The sequence below is a fragment of the Pseudolabrys sp. FHR47 genome (genome assembly GCF_005153485.1).
In the GTDB taxonomy this organism is placed as follows: Bacteria; Pseudomonadota; Alphaproteobacteria; order Rhizobiales; family Xanthobacteraceae; genus Pseudolabrys.
This window is the reverse complement of sequence record NZ_CP039740.1, coordinates 3,394,698-3,420,739: the sequence shown is the minus strand read 5'-3', so window position 1 is coordinate 3,420,739 and position 26,042 is coordinate 3,394,698. Positions and strand designations below refer to the sequence as shown.

Annotated in this window: 23 protein-coding genes and 1 tRNA gene; 15 read left to right on the top strand and 9 right to left on the bottom strand. The window is 62.9% G+C overall.

The features are described 5' to 3' along the window. Nucleotides 1-162: 162 nt before the first annotated feature. The 3 genes from aroC to E8Q40_RS16700 all read left to right on the top strand — a co-directional run bounded on the left by aroC (nt 163) and on the right by E8Q40_RS16700 (nt 3,338). Nucleotides 163-1,299 (top strand): chorismate synthase, encoded by a 1,137-nt coding sequence (aroC, locus tag E8Q40_RS16710; RefSeq protein WP_137045614.1) that lies wholly within the window; start codon nt 163-165, stop codon nt 1,297-1,299. 11 nt (nt 1,300-1,310) lie between these two features. Further along, nucleotides 1,311-2,402, top strand: a complete 1,092-nt coding sequence (gene ribB, locus E8Q40_RS16705) for a 3,4-dihydroxy-2-butanone-4-phosphate synthase (protein ID WP_246662885.1) — start codon at nt 1,311-1,313, stop codon at nt 2,400-2,402. 81 nt (nt 2,403-2,483) lie between these two features. Then, nucleotides 2,484-3,338 (top strand): DUF1194 domain-containing protein, encoded by an 855-nt coding sequence (locus tag E8Q40_RS16700; protein ID WP_137045612.1) that lies wholly within the window; start codon nt 2,484-2,486, stop codon nt 3,336-3,338. Nucleotides 3,339-3,458: 120 nt separating this feature from the next. Here E8Q40_RS16700 and E8Q40_RS16695 read toward each other — a convergent pair whose 3' ends face one another. The 5 genes from E8Q40_RS16695 to E8Q40_RS16675 form a co-directional block, all read right to left on the bottom strand. Then, nucleotides 3,459-4,697, bottom strand: coding sequence for a class I SAM-dependent RNA methyltransferase (locus E8Q40_RS16695; protein WP_137045611.1), 1,239 nt, complete (start codon nt 4,695-4,697; stop codon nt 3,459-3,461). 43 nt (nt 4,698-4,740) lie between these two features. Continuing rightward, entirely contained in the window at nt 4,741-6,168 is a 1,428-nt protein-coding gene (locus E8Q40_RS16690) for an MATE family efflux transporter (protein WP_137045610.1), read from the bottom strand. 128 nt (nt 6,169-6,296) lie between these two features. Then, nucleotides 6,297-7,028 carry a TlyA family RNA methyltransferase gene (locus tag E8Q40_RS16685; RefSeq protein ID WP_137045609.1) on the bottom strand — a complete coding sequence of 244 codons (732 nt, stop codon included), beginning with the start codon at nt 7,026-7,028 and terminating at the stop codon, nt 6,297-6,299. 12 nt (nt 7,029-7,040) lie between these two features. After that, complete coding sequence (dxs, locus tag E8Q40_RS16680; protein ID WP_246663107.1) at nt 7,041-8,957, bottom strand: 1-deoxy-D-xylulose-5-phosphate synthase; 1,917 nt, start codon at nt 8,955-8,957, stop codon at nt 7,041-7,043. A gap of 145 nt (nt 8,958-9,102) precedes the next feature. After that, nucleotides 9,103-9,345: an exodeoxyribonuclease VII small subunit gene (locus E8Q40_RS16675; RefSeq protein WP_137045607.1), complete on the bottom strand. Its 243-nt coding sequence runs from the start codon at nt 9,343-9,345 to the stop codon at nt 9,103-9,105. 190 nt (nt 9,346-9,535) lie between these two features. Here E8Q40_RS16675 and E8Q40_RS16670 point away from each other — a divergent pair, with 190 nt between their 5' ends. Further along, nucleotides 9,536-10,252, top strand: coding sequence for an SDR family NAD(P)-dependent oxidoreductase (locus E8Q40_RS16670; RefSeq protein ID WP_137045606.1), 717 nt, complete (start codon nt 9,536-9,538; stop codon nt 10,250-10,252). 165 nt (nt 10,253-10,417) lie between these two features. On the opposite strand, the gene E8Q40_RS16665 is transcribed toward E8Q40_RS16670, so the two are convergent. Both E8Q40_RS16665 and E8Q40_RS16660 read right to left on the bottom strand, forming a co-directional pair. Then, entirely contained in the window at nt 10,418-11,347 is a 930-nt protein-coding gene (locus E8Q40_RS16665) for a histone deacetylase family protein (protein ID WP_137045605.1), read from the bottom strand. A gap of 125 nt (nt 11,348-11,472) precedes the next feature. Beyond that, complete coding sequence (locus E8Q40_RS16660) at nt 11,473-12,333, bottom strand: NAD(P)-dependent oxidoreductase (RefSeq protein ID WP_137045604.1); 861 nt, start codon at nt 12,331-12,333, stop codon at nt 11,473-11,475. 114 nt (nt 12,334-12,447) lie between these two features. On the opposite strand from E8Q40_RS16660, the gene E8Q40_RS16655 reads away from it, so the two are divergent. Further along, nucleotides 12,448-12,864 carry a hypothetical protein gene (locus E8Q40_RS16655; RefSeq protein WP_137045603.1) on the top strand — a complete coding sequence of 139 codons (417 nt, stop codon included), beginning with the start codon at nt 12,448-12,450 and terminating at the stop codon, nt 12,862-12,864. A gap of 142 nt (nt 12,865-13,006) precedes the next feature. On the opposite strand, the gene E8Q40_RS16650 is transcribed toward E8Q40_RS16655, so the two are convergent. Continuing rightward, a complete protein-coding gene (locus E8Q40_RS16650; RefSeq protein ID WP_137045602.1) occupies nt 13,007-14,731 on the bottom strand; it encodes an acyl-CoA dehydrogenase in 1,725 nt (574 codons plus the stop codon). A 170-nt stretch (nt 14,732-14,901) separates the two neighbouring features. On the opposite strand from E8Q40_RS16650, the gene E8Q40_RS16645 reads away from it, so the two are divergent. Next, a tRNA-Gln gene (locus tag E8Q40_RS16645) sits at nt 14,902-14,976 on the top strand. A 75-nt stretch (nt 14,977-15,051) separates the two neighbouring features. Here the strand turns inward: E8Q40_RS16645 and E8Q40_RS16640 are convergent. Beyond that, a complete protein-coding gene (locus E8Q40_RS16640; protein WP_137045601.1) occupies nt 15,052-16,050 on the bottom strand; it encodes a LacI family DNA-binding transcriptional regulator in 999 nt (332 codons plus the stop codon). 156 nt (nt 16,051-16,206) lie between these two features. On the opposite strand from E8Q40_RS16640, the gene E8Q40_RS16635 reads away from it, so the two are divergent. From E8Q40_RS16635 to E8Q40_RS16595, 9 genes are all read left to right on the top strand, one after another. After that, nucleotides 16,207-17,181, top strand: coding sequence for a tripartite tricarboxylate transporter substrate binding protein (locus E8Q40_RS16635; RefSeq protein ID WP_137045600.1), 975 nt, complete (start codon nt 16,207-16,209; stop codon nt 17,179-17,181). A gap of 30 nt (nt 17,182-17,211) precedes the next feature. After that, nucleotides 17,212-18,123, top strand: a complete 912-nt coding sequence (kdgD, locus tag E8Q40_RS16630; protein ID WP_137045599.1) for a 5-dehydro-4-deoxyglucarate dehydratase — start codon at nt 17,212-17,214, stop codon at nt 18,121-18,123. A gap of 123 nt (nt 18,124-18,246) precedes the next feature. Next, nucleotides 18,247-19,107 (top strand): amidohydrolase, encoded by an 861-nt coding sequence (locus E8Q40_RS16625; RefSeq protein WP_168197877.1) that lies wholly within the window; start codon nt 18,247-18,249, stop codon nt 19,105-19,107. A gap of 3 nt (nt 19,108-19,110) precedes the next feature. Beyond that, the gene (locus E8Q40_RS16620; RefSeq protein WP_137045597.1) at nt 19,111-20,085 is read left to right on the top strand and encodes a tripartite tricarboxylate transporter substrate binding protein; all 975 of its coding nucleotides are present in this window, start codon (nt 19,111-19,113) and stop codon (nt 20,083-20,085) included. Nucleotides 20,086-20,156: 71 nt separating this feature from the next. Next, nucleotides 20,157-21,890, top strand: coding sequence for an L-arabinonate dehydratase (araD, locus tag E8Q40_RS16615; protein ID WP_246662884.1), 1,734 nt, complete (start codon nt 20,157-20,159; stop codon nt 21,888-21,890). Nucleotides 21,891-21,900: 10 nt separating this feature from the next. Then, nucleotides 21,901-23,346 carry an aldehyde dehydrogenase family protein gene (locus tag E8Q40_RS16610; protein WP_137045595.1) on the top strand — a complete coding sequence of 482 codons (1,446 nt, stop codon included), beginning with the start codon at nt 21,901-21,903 and terminating at the stop codon, nt 23,344-23,346. Between the two features lie 36 nt (nt 23,347-23,382). After that, nucleotides 23,383-24,531, top strand: a complete 1,149-nt coding sequence (locus E8Q40_RS16605) for a mandelate racemase/muconate lactonizing enzyme family protein (RefSeq protein ID WP_137045594.1) — start codon at nt 23,383-23,385, stop codon at nt 24,529-24,531. A 24-nt stretch (nt 24,532-24,555) separates the two neighbouring features. After that, complete coding sequence (locus tag E8Q40_RS16600) at nt 24,556-25,542, top strand: tripartite tricarboxylate transporter substrate binding protein (protein ID WP_137045593.1); 987 nt, start codon at nt 24,556-24,558, stop codon at nt 25,540-25,542. Between the two features lie 30 nt (nt 25,543-25,572). Then, nucleotides 25,573-26,031: a tripartite tricarboxylate transporter TctB family protein gene (locus tag E8Q40_RS16595; RefSeq protein ID WP_137045592.1), complete on the top strand. Its 459-nt coding sequence runs from the start codon at nt 25,573-25,575 to the stop codon at nt 26,029-26,031. The last annotated feature ends 11 nt before the right edge of the window (nt 26,032-26,042 follow it).

Sequence of the window (26,042 nt, the reverse complement as noted above, 5' to 3'; positions counted from 1 at the left end):
AGCAAGTTCCGATTTGGCGGGCGGAGGAAGACCTTGGCATTCTCCGGGATTCCGGGTCCGGCCCATAGCGCGTCCAAGACGCGCGTAAACGCGCTTAAGAGCCGTCCCGGAATGAGAACCGGCTATTTGACCCCTGCCGGACCTCAGGCTACCTAAACCCCCATGTCCTTCAACACCTTCGGCCACCTGTTCCGGTTCACCAGCTTCGGCGAAAGCCACGGGGCGGCGATCGGCTGCGTGGTCGATGGCTGCCCGCCGCGCATCCCGATCACGGCGGAAGAGATCCAGGTCTTCCTCGACAAGCGCCGGCCCGGCCAGTCGCGCTTCACGACGCAGCGCCAGGAACCGGACGCGGTGAAGATCCTGTCCGGGGTCTTCACGGACGAGGCGACCGGCCAGCAGGTGACCACCGGCACGCCGATCATGCTGATGATCGAGAATGTCGACCAGCGCTCGAAGGACTATTCCGACATCAAGGACAAGTACCGGCCCGGCCACGCCGGGTATGTCTATGACGTCAAATACGGCATCACCGATTATCGCGGCGGCGGTCGTTCCTCGGCGCGCGAGACCGCGGCGCGGGTCGCGGCCGGCGCCATCGCCCGCAAGGTTGTGCCGGGTCTCGTCGTGCGCGGCGCGCTGGTGCAGATGGGGCCGCACAAGATCGATCATTCACGCTGGGACTGGAACGAGGTCGACAAGAACCCGTTCTTCTGCCCAGACCCGGTGCAGGCGAAGTTCTTCGAGGAATATCTTGACGGCGTGCGCAAATCGGGCTCGTCGATCGGCGCAGTGATCGAGATCGTCGCAGAAGGCGTCCCGGCGGGCCTCGGCGCGCCGATCTACGCCAAGCTCGACGGCGACATCGCCGGCGCGCTGATGGGCATCAATGCGGTTAAGGGCGTCGAGATCGGCGACGGCTTTGCCGCCGCCGAACTGTCCGGCGAGGATAATGCCGACGAGATGCGGATGGGGAACGACGGCAAGCCGCTGTTCCTGTCGAACCATGCCGGCGGCGTGCTCGGCGGCATTTCGACGGGGCAGGCGATCGTCGCGCGCTTCGCCGTCAAGCCGACGTCCTCGATCCTGACGCCGCGCAAGACCGTGGACCGTTACGGCGACAACACCGAACTATTCACCAAGGGCCGCCACGACCCTTGCGTCGGTATCCGCGCTGTGCCCATCGGCGAGGCCATGGTGGCATGCGTCATCGCCGATCACTATCTGATGCATCGCGGTCAGGTCGGCGAGAGCAAGCCCTGGCCGTTCGAGAAGAAGCAGTCGGCGCCTGGCGCCTAAGGATCAGCGCATTGTCAAACACCCACAGCAATGTCGAAGCGGCGATCAAGGCCTTCGCCAAGGGCGAGCTCGTCGTCGTCACCGATGACGACGACCGCGAGAACGAGGGCGATCTTTTCGTCGCGGCGTCGCTGTGCACGCCGGAGAAGATGGCCTTCATCATCCGCCATACGTCCGGCATCGTCTGCGCTACCATCACCGCCGCCGACGCGCAGCGCCTGCATCTCGATCCGATGGTGGCCAAGAACGACGCGCCGCTTGGCACCGCCTTCACCGTCACCATCGATCTCAAGCATGGCATGACCACCGGCATCTCGGCCGAGGAACGCACCAACACCGTGCGGGCGCTCGCCAACGACAATATCGGCGCCGCCGATTTCGTGCGGCCCGGCCATGTGTTTCCGCTGGTCGCGCGCGAGGGCGGCGTGCTGATGCGCACCGGTCATACCGAGGCCTGCACCGATCTGTGCAAGCTCGCCGGTCTGCCGCCGGTCGGCGTACTGTCGGAACTGATGAACGACGACGGCACCGTGATGCGCGGGCCGCAGGTGACAGCCTTTGCCGAGAAGCACAAGCTCGTGCAGATTTCGGTCGCCGATCTCATCGCCTACCGCCAGGCGCGCGAGAAGCTAGTCACGCGGGTTGGCGCCTTCTCGCTCGAGTCCGAAATCGGCCCGCTCAAGGGCTATGCCTTCGTCACGCCGTTCGACGAGGTGCATCACATGGCCTTCGTCTATGGCGATCTCGGCGACGGCAAGGACGTGCCGGCCCGCCTGCACCGCGCTGATGTGATCGGCGACGTGTTCGGCGGCGGCAAGGCGATTCATGCCTCGCTCAAGCGTTTCAAGGAGGCCGGCCGCGGCGTCATCGTCTATTTGCGCGATGGCACCGCCGGCGTGCCGGTCGCCGCCATCCCGAAAGGCGAGGCCACCGGCACCGAAACCGCCCGCTCGCAGCAGTGGCGCGACGTCGGCGTCGGCGCCCAGATCCTCAAAGACCTCGGCATTTCCTCGATCCGGCTAATGTCCTCCAGCCAGCGCACTTATGTCGGCCTGAGCGGTTTCGGCATCGAGATCGCCGGCACCGACGTGCTGGAATGCTGAGATAACCGTCGTGAACGGCCTTTTTTCCGGCCGTTAGCCGTGCCAGCATGAATCCCCTGTGCGTTGACGCAGGAGGGCGGCATGAGGCGGTTTCGTCTTTATGGTGCTGTCGGTGGTGGCCTTGCCGCCGCTTTATGCGCCGTTTATGCGCTCGCCGCCGCGCCGCATCCGCGCCTCGCCGATCTCAGACCTTCCGCTATTCCAGTTGATGTCGAGCTCGTGCTCGCCGTCGACATTTCCTATTCGATGGATCCGGAAGAACAGGCGCTGCAGCGGCAGGGCTATGTCCAGGCCCTGACGTCGCGTGAGTTCCTCACAGCCATCCGCGAGGGCGGTCACGGCAAGATCGCAGTCACCTATTTCGAATGGGCCGGCCCCGCGACCCAGAAAATCGTGATGCCGTGGCGGGTGATCGATGGGCCGGAAGCGGCCGATGCGGTGGCGGCCGAGATCGCGCGTGCGCCGATCAGCCGCGCCTCGCGCACCTCGATCTCGAGCGCACTCAAGTTCGCCCGCACCTTGTTCGACGACAGCGGCTATCGCGGCGCGCGCCGGGTGATCGATGTCTCCGGCGACGGGGCCAACAATTCCGGGCCGCTGGTGGTGCCGGTGCGCGATGAGATCGTCAAGGAGGGCATCACCATCAACGGCCTGCCGCTCGTGCTCAAGCGGCTCAATTACGCGACCATGGATATCGCGGATCTCGACATCTATTATGAGGACTGCGTGATCGGAGGCCCTGGCGCCTTCGTCATTCCGATCCGCGAGCGCGAGAAGTTCATCGAAGCGACGCGGCAGAAGCTGATACTCGAGATCGCCGGATTGCAGCCGGAGGCAAAGGTTATCCCTGCGAGTGCTGACAAGCCGCGCGTATCCTGCACCATCGGCGAGAAGATCTGGCGCGAGCGCTGGGGCGACGGGATGGATTTTAGGTGAATTCGTCGTCCCCGCGAAAGCGGGGACCCAGTATCCTCCGCATTCGATTATGAAACACGGCGTGGCGATTACTGGATCACCCGCTTTCGCGGGTGATGACAGACGTGGGCGTTGCGCCGACTATCTCTCAAATCTCCCCACCACCTCCACATGATGCGAATAGCGGAACTGGTCGACCGGCGTGACCTGGGCGAGCTTGTAGCCGCCGGCCATGAGAATACGCGCGTCGCGGGCAAAGGTCGTGGCATCGCACGATACGGCGATCACCAGCGGTACCTTGCTTGAAGCGATCTCTTGTGCCTGCCGTTCGGCGCCCTGGCGCGGCGGATCGAACACCACGGCGTCGAAGCCCTTGAACTCCATCGCCACCATCGGATTGCGGAACAGGTCGCGCGAGCGCGCCTCGACCGGCTTCAGTCCCGGCGCGCTCTTGACGCCGCGTTCCAGCGCCTTGATCGCGCCGACTTCGCTGTCCGCCGCAAGAACGCGCGCCGTCTCGCCAAGCCTTAAGGCAAATGTGCCGATGCCGCTGAACAGATCGGCGATGCGCTTTGCTTTACCGGCATGCTTGACGACCAGCGCGGCCAGCGCCGCTTCGCCCTCGGCGGTGGCCTGCAGGAAGGCGCCGGGCGGCAGGGGGACGGTGGCGCGCCCGATCTTCAGCGTTGGCTCGATCCGCTGCAGCACCAGTTCGCCATGGCGGGTGATGCGGGCGAGGGCGTATTTGTCGGCGAGCTTGGCGAGTTCGGTGAGTCGTGCGGTCGAAAGCGGTCCGGAGCCGCGCACATCGACATCGAGGCCGCGGTCGCTTGCCGTGACGTGAATATCGAGCGGCTTGTTCGTGGGCTTCAACACTTCGGCGATGGCCCACGACACCGGAATAGTGCCGGCAAGGCCGTCGCTAAGAATGGGGCATTCATCGATGGCGACGATGTGATGCGCGCGCGGTGCGGCAAAGCCGACTTCGAGCAGATCGCCATTGCCGCGGCGCGCATGCAGCACGGCGCGGCGGCGGCCCTTGCCATGGGCATCGACGATCGGCTCGACTGGCGCAACGATGCCGGCGAGCGCCAGCGCCTCCACGACGAGATCCCGTTTCCAGATCAGATATTCGGCATGCGACCAGTGCTGCATGGCGCAGCCGCCGCAGACGCCGAAGTGCTTGCATATCGGATTGGCGCGCTCGTGGCTCGGCTTGTCGATATGCAGCAAGCGGCGCCGGTCGGGATGGCCGGGCATCGGCTCGACCGTCACCGTTTCGCCGGGCAGGGCGTAGGGCACGTAGATCGCGCCGGCGCCGGTGTCGGCGACGCCGTCGCCGCGATGGCCCAGGCGGGCGATGGTGAGCTGCTCGGTCATAGGCAGGACTTAACCTGCTTATCACTTGCCTGAAAGGGGAAGATCAGGCGTGGGCGTGGCCCGGCGCCTCCGGCATGTAGCCGTGCGCTGTCAGCATGTTGAAACGCCAGACCAGCAGCAGGGCGTACAGCACCAAACCGACGGTAAACCCGATCCAGATGCCGACCGCGCCAAGACCCGACGGGAAGGCCAGCGTCCAGGACGTGCCGAAGCCGACAATCCAGAAGCTCAGCGTGGCGAACAGCAGCGGCACGCGCGTGTCGTTGAGCCCGCGCAGCGCACCGGCCGCGATGGTCTGCACGCCATCCGCGATGAAAAAGGTAGAGCCGGCCGCGAGCAAAGTTGCCGCGAGCGTCAAGGTTGCGTCGGCATCGGCGCGGCCGCCGTCGAGGAAGGCGAGCGGCAGGATATGCCGTGTTGCGAGAATGAGCACGACCATCGCCGCCATGAAGGCAGCGCCGAGCGCAATGGCGGTAAAGCCGGCGCGCCGCGTCTCCACCGGGTCGCGGCGTCCGACGGCATGGCCGACGCGCACAGTCGCGGCCATCGAGATGCCGAACGGCGCCATGAACAGGATCGCGGCGACCTGCAGCGCGATCTGATGCGCCGCTAGCGCCACCGTGCCGATCCAGCCCATCAGTATCGCGGCGGCGGCGAACAATCCATATTCGAGCAGGAAAGCGCCGGCGATCGGACCGCCGATGAGAAACAGTTGTCCGGTCAGCGGCCAGTCCATGCGCCAGAAATGGCCGAGCACCTGATACTTCTTGAACGGCCGCTGAGTGTAGGCGATCCAGAGCGAGGCGCCGCACATGCCGATGTTGACGATGGTGGTGGCAACGCCGGCCCCGAGCATTTCAAGGCGTGGCAGGCCGAATTCGCCATAGATCAGCGCATAAGCGAGCGCGAGGTTTACCGGGATGGCGGCGAGCGTGATCCACAGCGCGGGCTCGGGCCGGTTCACGGCGCCCATGAAGCCGCGCAAGGCAATGAACCACCAGCCGGGGATAAGGCACCACCCCAGTCCCATAAGATATTGTCCGGCAAGCCTCGCGGCTTCCGGGTCCTGGCCGAGCCACAGCAGGAAGCTCTCGCCGAAGAACATTGCCGCCGTCATCGGCGCGCCGATCATCAGCGCCGCCCACAGGCCGACGCGCAACGCGCGGCGCACCATGCGCGGTTCGCGCGCGCCAAAGGCTTGCGCCGCCAGCGGCGACACCGCCGACATCAGGCCCATGCCGAGCACGAAGCCGGCGAACAGAATGATATGCGCCAATGCTGCGCCGGCGATCGCCACGTCACCGAGCCGGCCGATCAGCATCAGGTCGCTGGTCATCATCGCCACCTGGCCGAGCTGCGTCAGCGCGATCGGCAAAGCGAGCTTCACCGTGGCGCGAAATTCATCGCGCCACGGCATGGCGTCCGCCGGCGCCTTGATGCCGGCGGCGATGTCTGCGTGTCCTATCGTCATGGCGGGGACCGTAGCGCCTCGTATGGCGCAATAAAGGCTGCATGTGGCCGCGGACAGGGTTTGATCGTGTTGCGTGGCGGTGAGGTCACAGAATGATGACGCAACGCGATAACCGCCATCGCCAATGCTTATGAAACCTGCGCACCGATCAGATATTCGATGTTACCGTCGCCGCCTTCGATGGGGGATGGCATAAGGCCGCGCACCTCGGCTCCCAGCGACGTGACACTTTTAACAATCTCGTCGCAGACGGCCTGGCGCACCGCCTCGTCGCGAACGATGCCTTTCTTGATATGGGCGCGGCCGGCCTCGAACTGCGGCTTGATCAGCGCAATCAGATCGGTTGGCCGCGCGGCGAGTTTGAGCGCCGCAGGCAGGACCTGCTTCAGCGAGATGAAACTGACGTCAATGACGACGAGGTTTGGCTTAGGGTCCAGCTTGGCGGGATCGAGCATGCGGATATCCGTTTGCTCCAGTGACACGATGCGTGGGTCGGCGCGCAGGCTCGGGTGCAACTGCGCGGTGCCGACATCGACGGCAGTGACCTTTGTCGCGCCGCGTTCGAGCAGCACCTCACTGAAGCCGCCGGTCGATGCGCCGATATCGAGGCAGACACGGCCCTTCGGATCGACCTTGAAATGGTCCAGCGCGGCAATCAGCTTGAGCGCGCCGCGCGACACATAAGGATGCGCCGGCGTCGCTTCGATGACAGCATTGCTGGCGATTTCCTCGGACGCCTTGGCGACGACCTTGCCGTCGGCTTTCACCAGCCCGGCGGCGATGGCGTCCTGCGCTTTGGCGCGGCTGTCGAACAGCCCGCGCGTCACGAGCAGGCGGTCGATGCGGGTTTTGGTGGTCATGATGCCGGCGCCTTACGCCAGCTTCACCGTTTCCGACGCGGCGTCCTTGCCGAGCGCCTCGAACACCTTGGTGACGATGCCTTTGGCGTCGAGGCCGGCGAGCGCATACATCGCCGCCGGCGTGTCCTGGTCGATGAAGATGTCGGGCAGCACCATGGCGCGGAATTTGAGCCCGGCATCGAAGGCGCCGTGCTCGGCCAAAGCCTGCATCACAAAGGAGCCGAAGCCGCCCACCGAGCCTTCCTCGATGGTGACCAGCACTTCATGCTCGCGGGCCAGCCGCAGCGTCAGATCGAGATCGAGCGGCTTGGCAAAGCGCGCATCGGCGACCGTGGTCGATAGCCCGAGCGCGGCGAGTTCGTCGGCCGCTTTCAAGGCTTCGCCGAGGCGCGTGCCGTAAGAGAGCAGGGCGACCTTGTGACCTTCGCGAACGATACGGCCCTTGCCGATTTCGAGCGGCACGCCTTGCGCCGGAATGATGGCGCCGGTGCCTTCGCCGCGCGGATAGCGCACGGCGGAGGGACGGTCGTCGATCGCGGCGCAGGTCGCAACCATGTTGGTCAGTTCGGCTTCATCCGCCGCAGCCATCAGCACCATATGCGGCAGGCAGCCGAGATACGCGGTGTCGAAAGCGCCGGCATGGGTCGGACCGTCGGCGCCGACAAGGCCGGCGCGGTCGATGGCGAAGCGAACCGGCAGCTTCTGAATCGCAACGTCGTGCACCACCTGGTCGTAGGCGCGTTGCAGGAACGTCGAATAGATCGCGCAGAATGGTTTGAAGCCCTCGGCGGCGAGCCCCGCCGCGAAGGTCACCGCATGCTGCTCGGCGATGCCGACGTCGAAAGTGCGCGTCGGGAATTCTTGCTGGAACAAATCGAGCCCGGTACCGGACGGCATCGCCGCGGTGATGGCGACGATCTTGTCGTCTTTGCGGGCCTCCTTGATCAGCGCGTCGGCGAACACTTTGGTGTATTGCGGAGCGCCACCTTTGGATTTCGCTTGCGCGCCGGTGGCGACGTCGAACTTGACCACGCCATGATACTTGTCGGCTGAATCCTCCGCCGGGCCGTAGCCCTTGCCCTTCTGCGTCACGACGTGGACGAGGATGGGTCCGATCTCGGCGTCGCGCACATTGCGCAGGATCGGCAGCAGGTGATCGAGGTTATGGCCGTCGATCGGCCCGCAGTAATAGAAGCCGAGTTCCTCGAACAACGTGCCGCCCATGACATAGCCGCGCGCGTGCTCAACGGCTCGGGTGATGGCGCGGTCCCAGCTCTTCGGCAGATGCTTGGTGAGCTGCTTGCCGACGTCGCGGATTTTCAAATAGGTGCGGCCCGAGCCGAGGCGGGCGAGGTAAGCTGACATGGCGCCGACCGGCGGCGCGATCGACATGTCGTTGTCGTTGAGGATGACGATCAGCCGCTCGTTGCGCGCACCGGCATTGTTCATGGCCTCATAGGCCATGCCAGCCGACATCGCGCCGTCGCCGATGACGCAGATGACGTTGTTCTTGTCGCCCTTGAGGTCGCGCGCCACCGCCATGCCGAGGCCGGCGGAGATTGACGTCGAGGAATGCGCGGCGCCGAACGGGTCGTATTCGCTCTCGGCGCGCTTGGTGAAGCCGGACAGGCCGCCGGCCTGCCGCAGTGTGCGGATACGGTCGCGCCGGCCGGTGAGAATCTTGTGCGGATAAGCTTGATGGCCGACGTCCCAGATCAGACGGTCGGCGGGCGTGTCAAATACGGCGTGGATGGCGACCGTGAGCTCGACGACGCCGAGACCGGCGCCGAGATGGCCGCCCGTCTTGGCCACCGCGTCGATGGTTTCGGTGCGCAGTTCGTCCGCGAGCTGCTTGAGCTGCTCGGCCGAGAAATTGCGCAGGTCGGCCGGAATATGGACGCGGTCGAGCAGCGGGGTCTTTGTCGGCACGGTCTTGGATAGCTCAGACAAAATCGGCTCCGGTCGCAAACCGGCGGGCATCGAAGGCTCCAGACCGGTCAGGTTGGCTTACACCATATTGACCGGACGGGGCAATTCGGCGCGCCGCCCTCCGGCGGCCCGCCCGGTCCCGGGGCTAATCGACGTCGAGCGGGGTGGTTCCGGCCGGCTTGCCGGAGGCGTCGAGGGTGATCTTCTCGACCCGGGCCTCGGCCTGCTTGAGCAGCTCCTCGCAGCGGGCTTTCAGCACCTCGCCGCGCTCGTAAATGGCCACCGATTCCTCGAGCGGAACCTTGCCTTCCTCCAGCCGCTTCACGATCGTTTCGAGTTCGCCGATGGCTTGCTCGAAGCTCAGTTTCTTCACGTCGGTGTCGGCCATGGCGGGAATCCTTGAGTTTCGGCGGCATCCTAGAGAGTGGGGCCGGCGGGGGATAGTGCAAGGGTTCGGGGTTATGCACACTCGACAAGCCGAAGGCCCGTAGCCCGGGTGGAGCGTAGCGCAACCCGGGACCGCCGCCCCGGATTTCGCTGCGCTTCATCCGGGCTACAACACGTCGTAAAACGCTTCCATGCCCAACCTCACTGACAAAATCATCCTCATTACCGGAGCGGCCGGGGCCGTCGGCTCCGCCGTCGCCGCCGCCGTGCGCGCGCAGGGCGGCATCGCCATCGCCACCGATCTCAAAGACGCCGATCTCGACCTCGACGTCACCTCGGAGGCCGACTGGCAGCGCGTCGTTGACGATGTCAGCGCCACGCACGGCCATCTCGACGGCCTCGTCAACGCTGCGGGCATCGTCGCGATGGGCAGCATCGAGAAGCTCGACTTCGCGACCTGGCGGCGCGTGCTGTCCATCAATCTCGACGGCACATTCCTTGGCTGCAAATACGCCTTTCCGCTGCTCAAGCCGCGCGGCGGTTCGATCGTCAATCTGTCATCGGTGTCGGCGCTGGTCGGCGGGCATAACCTTGCCGCCTACAATGCGTCGAAGGGCGGCGTATCGTTGCTGACCAAATCGGTGGCGCTGTTAGGGGCGCGCAACAAGCCGCCGATCCGCTGCAACGCCGTGTGTCCGTCCTTCCTCGAAGGCCCGATGGTGGATGCCATCGCCAGCACGGCGCGCGATCCGCAAAGCGCGATGGAAAAGATGAGCGCGGAGATTCCGCTTCAGCGCATGGGCAAGCCGGCGGAAGTCGCGGCGCTGTGTCTTTATCTGTTATCGGACGAAGCGGCCTTCATCACCGGCGCGGATTTGCCGATCGATGGCGGGCTGACGGCGAAGTGAGCGCGGCGCCGCATTTTTTTTCTTACCCTCCCCCTTGTGGGGAGGGTCGGCGAGTGAAACGAGCCGGGGTGGGGGTAATAGCGAGCGTGCAGCAGCTACCCCCACCCCGATCACCTCACTTCGTTCGGTGATCGACCCTCCCCACAAGGGGGAGGGTAAAGAAACTCACCCCCGCATCAGCGCGGTGACATGAGCAGCGACAGAGCGTGCGAGGCCCTGCAGATCGTAGCCGCCTTCCAAGAGCGATACGACGCGGCCTTTGGCGGTCTCATCGGCGACGTCCATCAGCTTCTTCGTCACCCAAGCATAATCCGCCTCGACCAGATTGAGATTGGCGAGCGGATCGCGCGTATGCGCGTCGAAGCCGGCCGAGATGATGATCAGGTCCGGCGAGAAGCGGCGCAGCCGCGGCAGGATCACCGTCTCGAACGCCTCGCGGAACTGGTCGCCGCCGTCGCCGGCACGTAGCGGCGCGTTGACGATGGTGTCGAACTCGCCGCGTTCACCGATCGCGCCGGTGCCGGGATAAAGCGGCATCTCGTGCGTCGAGGAATAGAGCACGGTCTTGTCGGCCCAGAAGATATCCTGAGAGCCGTTGCCATGATGCACATCGAAATCGACGATGGCGGCGCGCTCGATGCCGTGCTTTTTCTGCGCATAGCGCGCGGCAATGGCGGCATTGTTGAAGAAGCAGAAGCCCATCGGTTTGGCCGTCTCGGCGTGATGGCCGGGCGGCCGCGTGGCGACGAAGGCGTTGGCCGCCTTGCCGGTCATCACTTCGTCCACGGCCAGCACTGCGCCGCCGGCGCAGCGCAAGGCCGCCTCGAACGAGCCGGGCGACATCGAGGTGTCAGCGTCGATACGCACCATGCCCTCGGACGGTGAGGCCTCGCGGATCGCCTCGAAATATTCGAGCGGGTGAGCCAGGCTGACGATATCGCCGTCGGCCATCGGCGCCTGCTCGCGCGCCAGGTTCTGGAACTGCTCGGCGGCCAGCGCTTCCTCGACCGCGCGCATGCGCTCAGGCCGCTCGGGATGGCCGGACGGCACGATGTGATCGACACAGGCGGGATGGGAGATGAGGAGCGTGGTCATTTATCGTATCTAACTCTGAAGCACGATTGATTCAATTGTCGTCCCCGCGAAGGCGGGGACCCATAGCCACTGCGCCATCGAGAGTACACGGCGTATGGGTCCCCGCTTTCGCGGGGACGACGTGGCTACTTCATCGCCTTCAAACTCACCCCCGCCGGCGGCGGGATTGTGTCGGGCACGAAGAAATCGACCTGCAAAGGCTGGCCGGGGTTGACCCGATACTGGTCGAAATCGGTGACGCCTTCGCCGGCGAGGAATGTGTCGTCGATCAGGAAGTTGCCGGTGAAGGTCTTCGGTTTCTGGAAGATGCGCCAGGCGGCTTCCGCCAGAATATCCGGCGTGCGCGACATATTCATCAGCGTGTCGCCGCCGAGCAGGTTCTTGACCGCGGCGGTGGCGATGGTGGTGCGCGGCCACAAAGCGTTGACGGCGAGCTTGCCGTGCTGCTCGCCGGCAAGGCCGAGCACGACAAGACTCATGCCGAACTTGGCCATCGAATAGGCGGTGTGCGGCGCGAACCACTTGGTCGCCATGTCGAGCGGCGGCGACAGCATCAAGATGTGCGGGTTCGCCGATTTGGCGAGATGGGGCAGGGCGTATTTCGACACCATGAAGGTGCCGCGCGCATTGATCTGATGCATCAGGTCGAAGCGCTTCATGTCGGTTTGCGCTACCGGTGTCAGCGAGATGGCGCTGGCATTGTTGACGACAATGTCGAGCCCGCCGAAGGTCGCCGCCGTCTTGTCGAGCGCCTCTTTCACCTGCGCTTCCTCACGCACATCGACGATGAGCGGCAGCGCCTGGCCGCCGGCCTTTTCGATGTCCCCGGCGGCGGTATAGATCGTGCCTTCCAGCTTGGGATGCGGCTCGGTGGTCTTGGCGGCGATGGCGATATTGGCGCCGTCGCGCGCGGCGCGCAGCGCGATGGCAAGGCCGATGCCGCGCGACGCGCCGGTGATGAACAGGGTTTTGCCCTTCAGTGACATGTCCGCCCTCGATTTTCTTTCGGGCCATTGGCCCCTGTCGGGCAATGTAATGCGGACCGGCCGCCGTTGATATGGGTCAAGACGGATTTTGGCGCTCCGCTTAATCTGGTTTTTATGCCGACGCCTGCCGCAGCCCCCGATGTGAAAGCCAGCGTGACATCCGTGCTGGCCGCGTCTGGCGTTGCCGTCACCGACAAGGATGGCGGACTGGCCGGGGAGGCCGAGAAGATTCTCGCCAAATGGTGGCTCGGCAGCCGCAAGGTGAGCTACCGCATGTCGTGCCGTTTCGACGAGGCGGCGCGGGCGGTGCATTTCCGCGAAGTCGTGCTGGAGAAGAGCTGGGGCATGCCGCCGCCGACCTTATCGGTGGAAGTGACGACCACCAGCGGCTGGACGCGCTCCGGCTCCCGCACCGACACCTCGCCCGCTGGCGGCGGTGCGGTGGATTACGGACAGGTCCGCGACGCGGTCGAGAAAGCTGTAAAGGACGCCGGCTGGACATTCGATTTCGAAGGCGGCCGGATGCCGTGAGGTTGCGCGTGCGTGTGCGCTGCGAGCCCCCCAAAGCTCCGTTCATTCCCGCGTAAGCGGGAATCCAGCTCTGGGTCCCCGCCATAGGCGTTCTGAAAGAACGCCGTCCTTTTGACGGCTATGCGCGGGGACGAACGGAGTATCACTGCAAGGCCGCTTCCGCATTCGTAATGCTCTGCGCGCCTTCGGTAACGCTGCGCTCCAGCCCGCCCGACGTCACCGCGATATTCTCGGCGAAGAACCGCGCCAGCGCCGTGCGCGATGCGGCATCGTCGTTCTCGCGCAGCGCGATCAGCGCCTGTTCGGCGAGCATGACGCCGCCGGCGGCATTGCCGAAGAGCCTGAGATAAGGCGTGGCGCCGGCCAGCGTCACGTCGGATGTCTTTTGCACGAGCAACCATTGCGTCGCTCGTTCGAGACTATCGATCGCTTCGTTCAGGCGCGCGCCGGTTTCGCCGAACGCGGGCGCGTTGCTGGCCTGCACGGCCTTCACGACCTCCCGCAACTCGTTGATGTAGAGCCGGACCGTATTGCCGCCTTCGAGCGGGACCTTGCGGGTGATGAGATCGATCGCCTGGATGCCGTTGGTGCCTTCGTAGATCGCGGCAATGCGGGAGTCGCGATAATGCTGTGCCGCGCCCGTTTCCTCGATGAAGCCCATGCCGCCATGGACCTGCACGCCGAGCGAGGCGACCTCGATGCCGATGTCGGTGGAGAAGGCTTTCGCGACCGGTGTCAGCAGGGAGCAGCGCGCCAGCGCTTTCTCCCGCGCTACCGGATCCTTGCCGCGGATCGAGCGATCCAGCGCGACACCGGTGGCGTAGCAGATTGCGCGCGCCGCGCCGGTGAGGCCGCGCATCGTCAGCAGCATACGCTTGACGTCGGGATAGTCGAAGATGGCCTTGCCCATCTGCTTGCGGTCGCGCGCATAGGTGAGAGCCTGCTGAAAAGCGCGGTCGGCAATCGCCACGCCTTGGAGCCCGACCGCGAGACGCGCCCGGTTCATCATCGTGAACATGCAGAGCATGCCCTTGTGCTCTTCGCCAATCAGCCAGCCGACGGCGCCGCCCTTGTCGCCATAGACCATGGTGCAGGTCGGCGAAGCGTGAATGCCCATCTTGTGCTCGACCGAATGCGCGCGCACGTCGTTGCGCGAGCCGTCCGCCATGAACTTCGGCACGAGGAACAGCGAGATGCCTTTGGTGCCGGCCGGCGCGTCAGGCAGGCGGGCCAGCACGAAGTGGATGATGTTGTCGGTGAGGTCGTGCTCGCCATAGGTGATGAATATCTTCGAGCCGGTGATTTTGTAGCTGCCGTCGCCGGCGCGTTCGGCCCTGGTGCGCAGCGCGCCGACATCGGAGCCGGCCTGCGGCTCGGTGAGCTGCATGGTGCCCATCCATTCGCCGCTGATCAGTTTCTCGAGATATTTCTGCTTGAGGTCGTCGCTGCCATAGGCGTGCAGGGCGTCGACCGCGGCCATGGTCAGCACCGGGCCGATGCCGAAGGCCATCGAGGCGGCGTTCCACATTTCGATGCAGGCGGCGTTGACGGCGTGCGGCAGTTCCTGGCCGCCGAAATCGGCGGGCGAGGCGAGGCCGTTCCAGCCGGCGGCGGCCCAGGCGGTATAGGCCTCCTTCCAGCCCGGCGGGGTGGTGACGGCGCCGTCCTTGAACGGGGTGCCGAATTTGTCGCCGACCGTGTTGAGCGGGGCGATCACGTCGGAAGCGAACTTGCCGGCTTCCTCCAGCACGGAGTCCACGGTGGCTTCGTCCAGGTCGTCGTAAAGGCCCTCGGCAAGGGCGGCTTTGAGGCCGGCGGCGTGTTTGAGGGCGAAGGCAATGTCTGCAACGGGGGCGCGGTATGTCATGGCGCGCAATCTAGCCGGGCCCACGTCCCGGTCAAATCGGAGCGAAACGTCGTTGAGGATCAAGGGGCTAGATCGTATTGCGGATACCGGGCGGCATCGCTATGGTCCGCCCGTTCATGACCGAGGGTCATGGGAGTTCTCGGCTGAATTCATGACCGAGAGTCATGTGTTGGGGCGTAGCCAAGCGGTAAGGCAGCGGATTTTGATTCCGCCATTCGGAGGTTCGATCCCTCCCGCCCCAGCCAGGTCCCCGTAAGACATTGATATCACAGCACTTGGCTTGCCGGCTGGGGCGATTGTACCCAACGCTGTTGCCGGATCTACTCCGTCGTGCCTCGCTGAACGATCTTATATCCGAGGTCGATGACCTTCGATGCGGGCGCTTTTCCTTTGCATCGATCAAGAATGAGTTCGGCCGCCAATCTGCCGATCTCCGGGCCATCCACCTGAACCGTCGTGAGAGACGGAAGCAGATGGGCGGCGAACTCTGCATCGCCAAAACCGCAGATGGCCAATTCGTCAGGGATGCGAATGCCGCGAGACTGCGCCTCCAGCATCACGCCGTGCGCAAGATTGTCCGAACTACAGAAGACCGCCCGCAAGCCGGGGGCACGTTCAAGCAGATCGGCGCCGGCCTTGCGACCAAGCTCGACGCTGCTTGGAGCTGGCACAACTGAATTCACAACGTCATTGCCCATGGCTTCCATAAAGCCTTGAACGCGAAGCTGTGCGCGCCTGTCGGAGCCATTAGCCGTTCCGCAGTGCGTCCAGCCCTTGGACAGAAAGTAACGCGCGACTGCGTTGCCGACTGCAAGATGGGAGAAGCCGATCGACATATCGACCGGATCGTCGCTCAACTCCCAGGTTTCAACGACCGGAATATTAAGGCTGCGCAAGCGGACTCGCGCTTCCTTGGACTGGACCGCGCCGGTGACCACGATGCCGTCGGGACGGCGGCCGATCATCGTGCTGATGAGCTTGTCCTGGTTGACGTTGTTGTAGCCGCTTTGTCCCAGGATCAGTTGATAGCCGTTCGAGGCCAGCGTTTCGGTCAGCGCTTTTACCGTCGGCAGGAACTGAGGCGCTGAAATGATCGGCACCAGGCCCGCGACCGTCATGCTGCGGTTGGACTTCAACCCGCCCGCGAGCAGGTTTGGAATGTAGCCCGTGGCATCCACGGCGGCGCGGACCTTCTCAATGGTGGCCTGGGTCACAAGGCTCGGATTGCTGAGGGCGCGCGACGCTGTGATGCGCGATACGCCAGCCTCGCGGGCCACGTCGGTCAGAGTGATTGCCCTGTAGGGCACGTTGGATTTCATGGGGGCCACACCGTTGACACGACCAATGGTATCGCTATCATTGCCTCCGGAGCGCACTGTTCTGCGCGCCAGAGCTCTTTTTGAAATGATATCGATATCATTTTTGAGCTTCAGGTCAAGTCAAGGGGAAAGCCCCGGTTAATCAGGGAGAACACCATGAGGAAGCTCGTTACCGCGTTCGCAGCCGGTCTTGTCGCTTTGAGCACTCTGTCGGCCGTATCCGCCCAGGAATGGCCGACAGCCAAGCCTGTGGTCGTCATCGTACCGTTTCCGCCCGGCGGCTCCACCGATTCCATCGCGCGCGTCCTTGCCAACAAGTTGCAGGAAAAGCTCGGCGGAAGCTTTGTGGTGCAAAACAACGCCGGTGCAGGCGGCACCATTGGCGCGACGACCGTCAAACGCGCGGCGCCCGACGGCTACACCATCTTCGTCTCGTCGCTGGGCCCGCTCGTGATCGGCCCGCATCTTATGAAGAGTGTCCCTTACGATGCGCTCAAGGACTTCGATTACATCACGGTAGCCGTGCAGGCGCCTAACGTGCTCGTCGTCCCCGCAAGCTCCCCGTACAAGTCGCTGAAGGATGTCGTAGCCGACCTCCAGAAGAACCCGGGCAAGATGAGCTTTGCGTCATCCGGCAACGGATCGAGCGACCACCTGACCGCTGAGCTGTTCTGGCAGGAGATCAAGGCCAAAGGCACGCATGTTGCTTACAAAGGCGGCGCGCCGGCGATCCAGGACCTTCTTGGCGGCCAGGTCGACTCATCATTCCAGAACATCAATGCCGTCATCTCGCACATCAAGTCGGGACGTCTGCGCGCCCTGAGCATCACGAGCGCCAAGCGGTCCCCCCAACTTCCCGATGTCCCGACGATGGAAGAGCAGGGCTTCAAGGGCGTCACCGTGACCTCGTGGCAAGCGGTTGCGATGCCCAAGGGCACGGCGCCGAACATCAAGAAGAAGCTTTATGACGCCATCGCCGCCATTCTTGCCGAGCCGGCGGTCAGCAAGCCCTTGGTCGACGTTGGCTTCGAGGTCGTGGCCAACACGCCAGAACAGTTCGCTGCATTCCAGGCGAGCGAGTTCAATCGATGGAAGAAGGTCATTGAGGCCGGAAACATCACGGCCGAATAATTCGTGAACTTAACACCCTAGGAATTCGCAATGTCTCCCAATGAGCTCAAGGCAGCCCTCTCCAGCGGGCTGCTCTCGTTCCCGCTTACCGACTTCGATAAGCAGTTGCAGTTCGACGCCAAAGGCTATGGCGCCCGCCTTGAGTGGCTGATGCCTTATGGTGCGAGCGTCCTCTTTGCAGCGGGAGGCACAGGTGAATTCTTCTCACTCGAGCCGCAAGAATACAGTTCGGTGATCAAGGTCGCGGCAGAAACCTGCCGCGGCCAGGTCCCGATTGTGGGCGGTGCCGGCGGTGGTACATCGCTCGCGATTAAGTATGCACAAGCGGCGGAAGAGTCCGGCGCGCAAGGCATTCTCCTGCTTCCGCATTACCTGACCGAGGCGACGCAGCAAGGCCTCGTCGAGCATGTGGCGGCTGTCTGCAAAAGCGTGCGGATCGGCGTTATTGTCTACAATCGCGGCGCGACAAAGTTGACGGCGGAATCGCTGGCGCTGCTGGCCGATCGCTGCCCGAACCTGATCGGCTTCAAGGACGGGCTCGGCGACATCGAACGGATCGTGTCGATTCGCGAAAAACTGGGCGACCGTTTCGTTTATATCGGCGGCATGCCGACACACGAAGTCTATGCCAACGCCTACAAGGCGCTTGGCGTGCCGACATACTCCTCGGCCGTGTTCAATTTCGTGCCGAAGACCGCGCTTGAGTTCTACAACGCCTATTGGAAGGGCGACACCGCCACGACCAGCCGTCTCATCCAGGAGTTCTTTCTGCCGTATCTGCGCATCCGCAACAGGGGCGAAGGATATGCCGTATCGATCGTGAAAGCGGGTGCGACCATTGTTGGTCACTCCGCAGGGCCTGTCCGTCCGCCTCTGTCGGATCTTCAGGCCGGGGAAGTCGAAGAACTCACTCAACTGATCCGCAAGCTCGGGCCTCAGTAAGGCTGCTGGCGATGGCAGGCCGCGTCGACGGCCGCATCTGTTAGGCAAACTATGTCAAGCGTGCTCGGTGTAACTCATACCAAACCGGACAGTGTCCTCCCCGCGGGCGCTTGTGACTGTCACGTGCACGTCTTCGGCAGGCCCGATGAATACGGGTTCGCCGAAGACCGGCTCTTCATGCCGAGCGAAGCGCGTGTGCAGGATGTGATCGCCATGCACGATGCCATCGGCATCAGCCGCGTTGTCGTCGTGCAGGCGAGTCCTCAAGGACATGACAACCGCTGTCTGGTCAAAGCCCTGCAGGACTTCGAATCCCGCGGACGCCAGGCGCGCGGTGTCGCCGTGGTTCAAGCGGCGGCGCCGGCGGATGAACTCGCCTTTCTCCATCATGCGGGCGTGCGCGGCCTTCGGGTCAACCTGCAATCCTACGGCCACACCGATCCATCCTTCGCCAAAGACAGCTTCATCCGTACCGCCGAACAGGCGGCGCGCATGGGATGGCACATTCAAACTTATGCGGGTCTTCCGCTCATTGCCGCGACCCATGAAACCATCCGCACTCTGCCGGTGCCGCTGGTGGTCGATCATTATGCGCTGGCCCATGCATCGGCAGGCCCCGAGCAGTCGGGTTTTGATGTGCTTTTGGATCTCATCCGGGTAGGGGCGATCTATGTCAAGCTCTCCGCCCCGTATCGCATTGTCCATCCAGGTGCGGAGAGCGCGGGAGAGCGTATCGCACGACCGCTCATCGAGGCGAATCTATCGCGTATGCTGTGGGGCACGGACTGGCCGCATACAGGGCCTTGGCCCGGCAAGGCACGCATGCGCGACAGGCCTGAGCCCTTTCACCCGATCGACGACGGTCGACAGCTGAAGCTCTTCATGTCGTGGGTGACCCCGTCAGAAGCCCAACAAATCCTTGTTGGCAATCCGCAGGACCTTTACGGATTCGACGACACAAAGAAAAAAAACAGACAGGAGTAGGAAATGACGAAAACCCTTACCGCAGCGTTGCTCTTAGTTTCGGCATTGCTGTTACCGGCTGGACAAGCGAGCGCTCAAGCGACTTATCCGACCAAAACCGTCACCCTGGTTGTGCCATATCCCGCCGGCGGGACGCAGGACATCATGGGCCGCATGATGGCGGAGGTCCTCACCGCCGAACTCAAGCAACCATTCATCGTTGAAAATCGTGCGGGGGCGGGCGGTACCATCGGCTCCGGTGTGGTCGCAAGGGCGGCGGCGGATGGCTACACGCTTCTGATCTCCGGGATCGGCAGCAATTCCATCATCCACGGCTTCAACAATCCAAAACCGACGTACACGGAAGACGACTTTGTTCATGTCGTTCAGTGGGCTTCCGGTCCGATCGTGCTCGTTGTCCACCCGTCCTTTCCTGCGTCGAATTTCAAGGAATTCATCGACTACGTGAAGAAGAACCCGGGAAAGCTTCATTACGGCCAGATTCCCGGCTCTTCGGGACACTTGGCGACGGAGTATCTGAAGCAGGTCGCGAACCTGGACATTGTTGGCGTGCCCTACAAGGGAAGCGCGCCCGCCATGATCGATCTTCTCGGCAATCAAATTCCGATGTTGATCACCAACAACGATACCGCCTTGCCTTATGTGAAGAGCGGCAAGCTCAAGGCGCTGGCTGTCACAAGCGCGACGCGCAATCCGGCGTTTCCCGATGTGCCGACCGTCGTCGAGTCGGGCTATCCGAACTTCACGGCCAATGCATGGTGGGGTCTTTCAGCGCCAAAAGGGACCCCCGCGGATATCGTCGAAAAGCTCCAGAAGGCCATTCAGCACGGCCTTACAACGCCTCACGTCAAGGCAAAGCTCGAAGAGTTCGGCTTTGTCGCGTCAGGCTCGGATTCAGCCAAGTTCACCAAGTTCGTCCATGACGAGGTCGCGACGTGGAAGCGTGTGATCGACGCCGGCAACCTCAAGTCCGAGTGAAAGCGACCGCCGTGCACCTGCTGCATCCCTTGCAGCAGGTGCCGCGGGTTTAATTGAAGATGAGTCAAATCATGAAGTTGAAGAAGCCCGAGGACCTGCGATCCGCGCGGTGGTTCCTGCCGGACGATCTGCGCTCATTCGGCCACCGCAGCCGCATGAACCAGATGGGCTACGCCGACAGCGAGTTCAAAGGCAAACCCGTCATCGGCATCATCAACACCTGGTCCGACTTCGCCCAGTGCCACGCCCATTTCAAGCAGCGCGTCGACGATGTGAAGCGCGGTGTTCTGCAAGAAGGTGGCTTTCCCGTCGAGCTGCCGGCCATCTCGCTTTCCGAATCCACCGTCAAGCCGACGACGATGCTGTACCGCAATTTCCTTGCGATGGAGACGGAGGAGCTGATCCGGTCGCAGCCCGTCGATGCGGTCGTGCTCATGGGCGGTTGCGACAAGACCACGCCTGGCTTGCTGCTGGGCGCTATCTCGGCCGGCGTACCGGCCATCTTCATGCCCGCCGGCCCCATGCTGCGCGGCAACTGGCAAGGCAAGGTCCTCGGTTCCGGCTCCGATGGCTGGAAATACTGGGATGAGCGCCGCGCGGGCACGATATCCGAAAAGGTATGGAACGAGATGCAGACCGGGATCGCACGGTCATATGGTGTCTGCATGACGATGGGCACGGCCGCTACCATGACCGGGCTTGCGGACGCTTTGGGAATGACCCTTCCCGGCGCTTCGTCCATTCCGGCCGCCGACGCGAACCACATCCGTATGGCATCCGCCGCAGGGCGCCGGGCCGTTCAGATGGTTTGGGAAGACCTGACGCCCGCGAAGATTCTGACCAGAAAGGCGTTCGAGAACGCCATCGTCGTTGCCATGGCGATGGGCTGTTCGACCAACGCCGTCATTCATGTACTGGCGCTTGCGCGCCGTGCGGGCCTGGATATCGGACTGGAAGATTTCGATAAGGCGTCGCGCCGTGTGCCCGTGATCGCGAACATACGGCCGTCGGGCGACAAGTATCTCATGGAGGATTTCTATTACGCAGGCGGCATGCTCGGCTTGCTGTTGCGCCTGAAGCCGTATCTGGACCTCACCCAAATCAACGTCACCGGCGAGGACTGGAACAAGGCCCTCGACGGCGCGCAAGTGTTCAATGATGACGTGATCCGCACCGTCGATAATGCTATTTATAAAGAAGGGGCTCTGGCCGTCCTCAAAGGCAACATCGCGCCGGATGGATGTGTTATCAAACCCTCCGCCGCGGGACTGCGGTTCCAGACCCATTCGGGTCCGGCGCTCGTGTATGATTCCTATGCCGAGCTGAAGGCCAATATCGATCGTGACGACCTCGATGTAACGCCGGATACGGTGCTTATCCTTCGCAACGCCGGGCCTCTCGGCGGCCCGGGCATGCCGGAGTGGGGCATGTTACCGATCCCCAAGAAGCTCGTGAAACAGGGGGTGAGGGACATGGTGCGCATTTCGGACGCGAGAATGTCGGGCACGTCCTATGGCGCCTGCATCCTGCATGTTTCGCCGGAAGCGCATATCGGCGGGCCTCTTGGCTTGGTCAAAACGGGTGACATGATCGACCTCGACATCCCGAACAGGACCCTGAACATGCGCGTCTCGGACGAAGAGCTTGCCGTTCGAAAGGCAGCCTGGGTGAAGCCCAAAGAGAACTACCAGCGTGGATACGGCTGGATGTTCTCGCAGCACATCACGCAGGCGCAAGATGGTTGCGATTTTGACTTTCTGCAGACCGCGTTTGGCGAACCGGTGCCTGAGCCGGTCATAAACTGAGGGACCAGAAATGAGTGTATTCAAGAATATTATCGGTGGGCAGCAGGCTGACGGACAGAGTGTCTATCGCAACATCAACCCATCCAATACCAACGACACGGTCGGCGAATATGCGCAGGGATCTAAGGCCGATGCGCTCGCGGCCATCGGCGCCGCGAAAGCCGCGTTCGCGGGCTGGTCGCAGTCCGGCGTTCAACAGCGCCACGAGGCGTTGAAGAAGATCGGCGATGAGATCATCGCCCGTAAGGACGAGCTGGGCCGGTTGCTGTCGCGCGAAGAAGGCAAGACCTTGCCCGAGGGCGTCGGTGAGGTCGTTCGCGCTGGCCAGATTTTTCAGTTTTTCGCAGGTGAGGCTCTCCGCCTTGCCGGTGAGAAGCTGCCCTCGGTGCGCGCCGGGCTGGACGTCGAAATTACGCGCGAGCCGCTCGGCGTCGTTGGCCTCATTACACCGTGGAATTTCCCGATTGCGATCCCCGCGTGGAAGATCGCTCCGGCGTTATGTTACGGCAATACGGTCGTTTTCAAACCCGCAGAATTCGTACCGGGTTCGGCCTGGGCGTTGTCCGACATTATCTCGCGTGCGGGCCTGCCCGACGGTGTCTTCAATCTCGTGATGGGCCGCGGGTCGACCGTGGGAGCGGCCTTCATCGAGTCAAAAGATGTCGCGGCCATTTCGTTCACGGGTTCGGTGAATACCGGACGGAGCATCGCAGCCCAGTGTATTGCTGCGCAGCCCATGAAAAAGATCCAGCTCGAGATGGGCGGCAAGAACCCGCTTGTCGTGCTCAATGACGCCGACCTCAAAACGGCCGTGGAATGCGCTGTCAACGGCGCGTTTTTTTCAACGGGCCAACGCTGTACGGCTTCATCGCGCCTGATCGTGACGAAGGGCATCTATAAGGAGTTCGTCGCTGCGTTGACGGAGCGGCTCAAAGGCCTCGTTGTCGATGACGCGTTGAAGGATGGCACGCATATTGGACCGGTGGTCGATCAGTCCCAGCTCGACCAGGATACTGATTACATCGAGGTTGGCCGGAAAGAAGGCGCCAAACTGGCATTCGGCGGAGAATTGCTGCGCCGGAGCAATCCCGGCTTTTATCTGTCGCCGGCCTTGTTCACGGAATGCTCCAACGAGATGCGTATCAGCCGGGAGGAGATCTTCGGTCCTGTCGCCTCCGTCATACCCGCCGACAATTATGAAGACGCGCTACGGCTCGCCAACGATACCGAGTTTGGCCTTTCTGCCGGCATCTGCACGACCAGCCTAAAGTACTCATCTCACTTCAAGAGACACGCCGAAGCCGGGATGGTCATGGTGAATGTGCCCACCGCTGGCGTTGACTACCACGTTCCGTTTGGCGGCCGGAAGGCGTCGAGCTATGGGCCGCGGGAGCAGGGGGCCTACGCCAAGGAATTCCACACGACGGTCAAGACGGCCTACACGCTCGCCCAATAGGTTTGGCCGAAACGGAATGTCTGGGAGGAATCGCGCGTGAAGATCGTCGAACTGCGCGGCTTTCATGTCGGGTTCAGTCCCAATCCCGCCATCGGAAACGCGCGGACATTCATTCGCCGTCGCGACTTCCTGTTGCTCCAGCTGCTCGCCGATGATGGATCGATCGGCTGGGGCGAAGTCTTCAACTCGCCGCACGCCGCTGGTGCATTCATTCAGGCGCGCCTTGCGGCTCACATCCTCGGTCAATCGCCTGCGGACTATCGCCGCATCTTTGACCGGATGAGCGGCGTTCTCGGTTACGACCGTAGAGGGGCGGCCATGATGGCCGTGTCGGCGATCGACATGGCGCTACATGATCTGGCCGCACAAGCGCAGGGCATCAGTGTTTGCGCCATGCTCGGCGGCGCGTTGCGCGACCGGGTATTCGCCTATGCGAGCGGGCCCTTTATCGCTGAGGGGGCGGCGCCCTACGCAAAATATGAAGAGCAGGTTGAGACCTATCTGAAACGGGGATACCGCGCGGTAAAACCTCGCGGAGGCGCTGGGCCTAAGCTCGATGGCGAGATGGCCCGCGCGCTGCGGTCGGCGGTCGGTCCTGACATCGGCCTGATGGTCGATATCAACCAAGGCTATAGCGCCCAAGCCGCGATCCGGTCTGCCCGTTACATGGAGGAGTCCGATCTTCTCTGGCTTGAAGAGCCCGTGATGCCGGAAGATTTGCCGGGCTACCGGGCGGTTGCGGCGGCGTCTCCCATCGCTATCGCGGGTGGTGAAGCTCTTGGCAGCCTTGCCGCCTTCCGCGATTTCCTTGCCGCCGGGCCTTCGATGTCCATTCTTCAGCCCGACCTCACCGTTTGCGGCGGCTTTTCGGGGTTCATGAAAATCGCCGCGCTCGCCGATGCCTATGACATTCCCGTCATGCCTCATGCATTCGGGACCATCGTCAATCACAGCGCCGCGGTGCAGGCCGCCGCGCTGATGACAGAACGGCGCAGCACCGGCGCGCAGTCCTACCCGTATGTCGAAATCGACTGCACGGACAATCCGCTGCTGCATGTCGCGGGTGCCGTCACGGTCGGCCCGGACGGCAAGGTCGAGATTCCCGATGCTCCCGGCCTTGGGTTGGACCTTTCCGCAGAAAAACTAAAGCCGTGGATTACATCCACCTGGAGCTGCGCATTTTAAAAAAAAGAGTCAACGGAGGAAGCCATGCATCAATTCACGCGTCGTCAGTTGCTCGCCACCGCGAGCGCCTTTGCCGCTGCGCTCAGCGCAAACCGCGTTGCCTTTGCCGCCGACTGGCCCGACCGGCCTGTGACCATCGTTGTGCCGTTCCCGCCGGGCGGTTCGAACGATGTGATCGCCCGCATATTCGCCCAGCATTTCTCGCAGAAATTCGGCAAGACATTCGTCGTCGAGAACCGCGCAGGCGCCAATGGCAATATCGGCGCCAATACCGTCGCGCGTGCGGCGCCCGATGGCTACACGCTACTGCTCTCCGGCAATGGTCAAAATGCGATGAACCACGGGCTTTATGCCCAGATGCCGTATGACTCCCGGAAAGACTTCACCCATATCGCCCAGATGGGCTCGATCGCCAACGGGCTTTTTGTAACCGCAAATTTCCCGGCGAAGACGCTAAAGGAGTTCATCGAGCTTGCGAAGTCGAAACCCGGCCAGGTGGCATGCGCCAGCCCGGGCAGTGGCTCGTCAGGTCATCTGGCCATGGCGATGCTGCAGCATACGACGGGCATCAAGCTGCAGCACATTCCCTATCGCGGTGCGGCTCCGGCCATCAACGACGTGCTCGGCGGACAGGTCGGCTCCGTTATGATCAATGTCGACATTCCGCTTCAGCACGTGCGCGCGGGCACGCTGAGGGCATTGGCAGTCACCAGCAGCGAGCGCAATTCTCTTTATTCCGACGTGCCGACAATCGCAGAGTCCGGGTTCCCGGGATTCTCCGCAACAGGCTGGATGGGCCTGTCAGGCCCTGCAAACCTGCCACGCAACATCGCAGATCAACTCAACAGCGCGGTGAATGAGGCGCTTGAAGGTGCGCAACTTAAAGAGCGCTTCGCGGCTGCCGGGTATGTAAAGGGCGGCGGCTCAAGCGAGCAATACACCTCGTTCGTTTCTGCGGAAATCGACAAGTGGGGCAAGGTCATCAAGGACACCGGCGCTTCAGTGGATTGAAGTCGTAATGGAGGTCGTTGGGAGGTGAACATGAGCATCATAAAGAGCCAAAAAGACTTTTTCGCAGGGTTGCTGTTCATTCTGTTCAGCATTGGGTTTCTCTGGCTGGCGAAGGACTACAATTTTGGCTCCGCGCGCCGCATGGGACCGGCGTTCTTTCCGATCGTTCTTGCCAGTGCGCTCCTTGTTATCGGGGTGATCATCGGTATTCGAGGCGTCGCTGTAACGGAAGAGCCGCCACGAGGATTTACGTTCAAAGGGCTCGTTCTTGTGATTGTGGGCACACTGCTCTTTGGTGTTCTCGTGCGTCACGCCGGCGTGGTGGTTGCCACGGCAGTTTTGGTTGCGGTAAGCGCCTTCGCAAGCCAGCACTTCAAATTGATGCCAACGCTAGTGCTGGCAGTCGGTCTGGCGGCGTTTTGCGCCGTTGTATTTGTTTATTTGCTCGGTCTGCCGATGCCTATCCGCGGCCCGTGGCTTGGTGGTTGAGGGGAGAGACT

Excerpts from the sequence above, each read along its gene's own strand:
- E8Q40_RS16665 (WP_137045605.1), bottom strand. The coding sequence starts at position 11,347 with ATGACCACGCTCCTCATCTCCCATCCCGCCTGTGTCGATCACATCGTG.
- E8Q40_RS16690 (WP_137045610.1), bottom strand. The coding sequence starts at position 6,168 with ATGACGATAGGACACGCAGACATCGCCGCCGGCATCAAGGCGCCGGCG.
- araD (WP_246662884.1), top strand. The coding sequence starts at position 20,157 with ATGAAGTTGAAGAAGCCCGAGGACCTGCGATCCGCGCGGTGGTTCCTG.
- aroC (WP_137045614.1), top strand. The coding sequence starts at position 163 with ATGTCCTTCAACACCTTCGGCCACCTGTTCCGGTTCACCAGCTTCGGC.
- E8Q40_RS16635 (WP_137045600.1), top strand. The coding sequence starts at position 16,207 with ATGAGGAAGCTCGTTACCGCGTTCGCAGCCGGTCTTGTCGCTTTGAGC.
- E8Q40_RS16610 (WP_137045595.1), top strand. The coding sequence starts at position 21,901 with ATGAGTGTATTCAAGAATATTATCGGTGGGCAGCAGGCTGACGGACAG.
- E8Q40_RS16620 (WP_137045597.1), top strand. The coding sequence starts at position 19,111 with ATGACGAAAACCCTTACCGCAGCGTTGCTCTTAGTTTCGGCATTGCTG.
- E8Q40_RS16650 (WP_137045602.1), bottom strand. The coding sequence starts at position 14,731 with ATGACATACCGCGCCCCCGTTGCAGACATTGCCTTCGCCCTCAAACAC.
- E8Q40_RS16685 (WP_137045609.1), bottom strand. The coding sequence starts at position 7,028 with ATGACCACCAAAACCCGCATCGACCGCCTGCTCGTGACGCGCGGGCTG.
- E8Q40_RS16695 (WP_137045611.1), bottom strand. The coding sequence starts at position 4,697 with ATGACCGAGCAGCTCACCATCGCCCGCCTGGGCCATCGCGGCGACGGC.
- E8Q40_RS16640 (WP_137045601.1), bottom strand. The coding sequence starts at position 16,050 with ATGAAATCCAACGTGCCCTACAGGGCAATCACTCTGACCGACGTGGCC.
- E8Q40_RS16655 (WP_137045603.1), top strand. The coding sequence starts at position 12,448 with ATGCCGACGCCTGCCGCAGCCCCCGATGTGAAAGCCAGCGTGACATCC.
- E8Q40_RS16595 (WP_137045592.1), top strand. The coding sequence starts at position 25,573 with ATGAGCATCATAAAGAGCCAAAAAGACTTTTTCGCAGGGTTGCTGTTC.
- E8Q40_RS16700 (WP_137045612.1), top strand. The coding sequence starts at position 2,484 with ATGAGGCGGTTTCGTCTTTATGGTGCTGTCGGTGGTGGCCTTGCCGCC.
- E8Q40_RS16600 (WP_137045593.1), top strand. The coding sequence starts at position 24,556 with ATGCATCAATTCACGCGTCGTCAGTTGCTCGCCACCGCGAGCGCCTTT.
- kdgD (WP_137045599.1), top strand. The coding sequence starts at position 17,212 with ATGTCTCCCAATGAGCTCAAGGCAGCCCTCTCCAGCGGGCTGCTCTCG.
- E8Q40_RS16660 (WP_137045604.1), bottom strand. The coding sequence starts at position 12,333 with ATGTCACTGAAGGGCAAAACCCTGTTCATCACCGGCGCGTCGCGCGGC.
- E8Q40_RS16675 (WP_137045607.1), bottom strand. The coding sequence starts at position 9,345 with ATGGCCGACACCGACGTGAAGAAACTGAGCTTCGAGCAAGCCATCGGC.
- E8Q40_RS16670 (WP_137045606.1), top strand. The coding sequence starts at position 9,536 with ATGCCCAACCTCACTGACAAAATCATCCTCATTACCGGAGCGGCCGGG.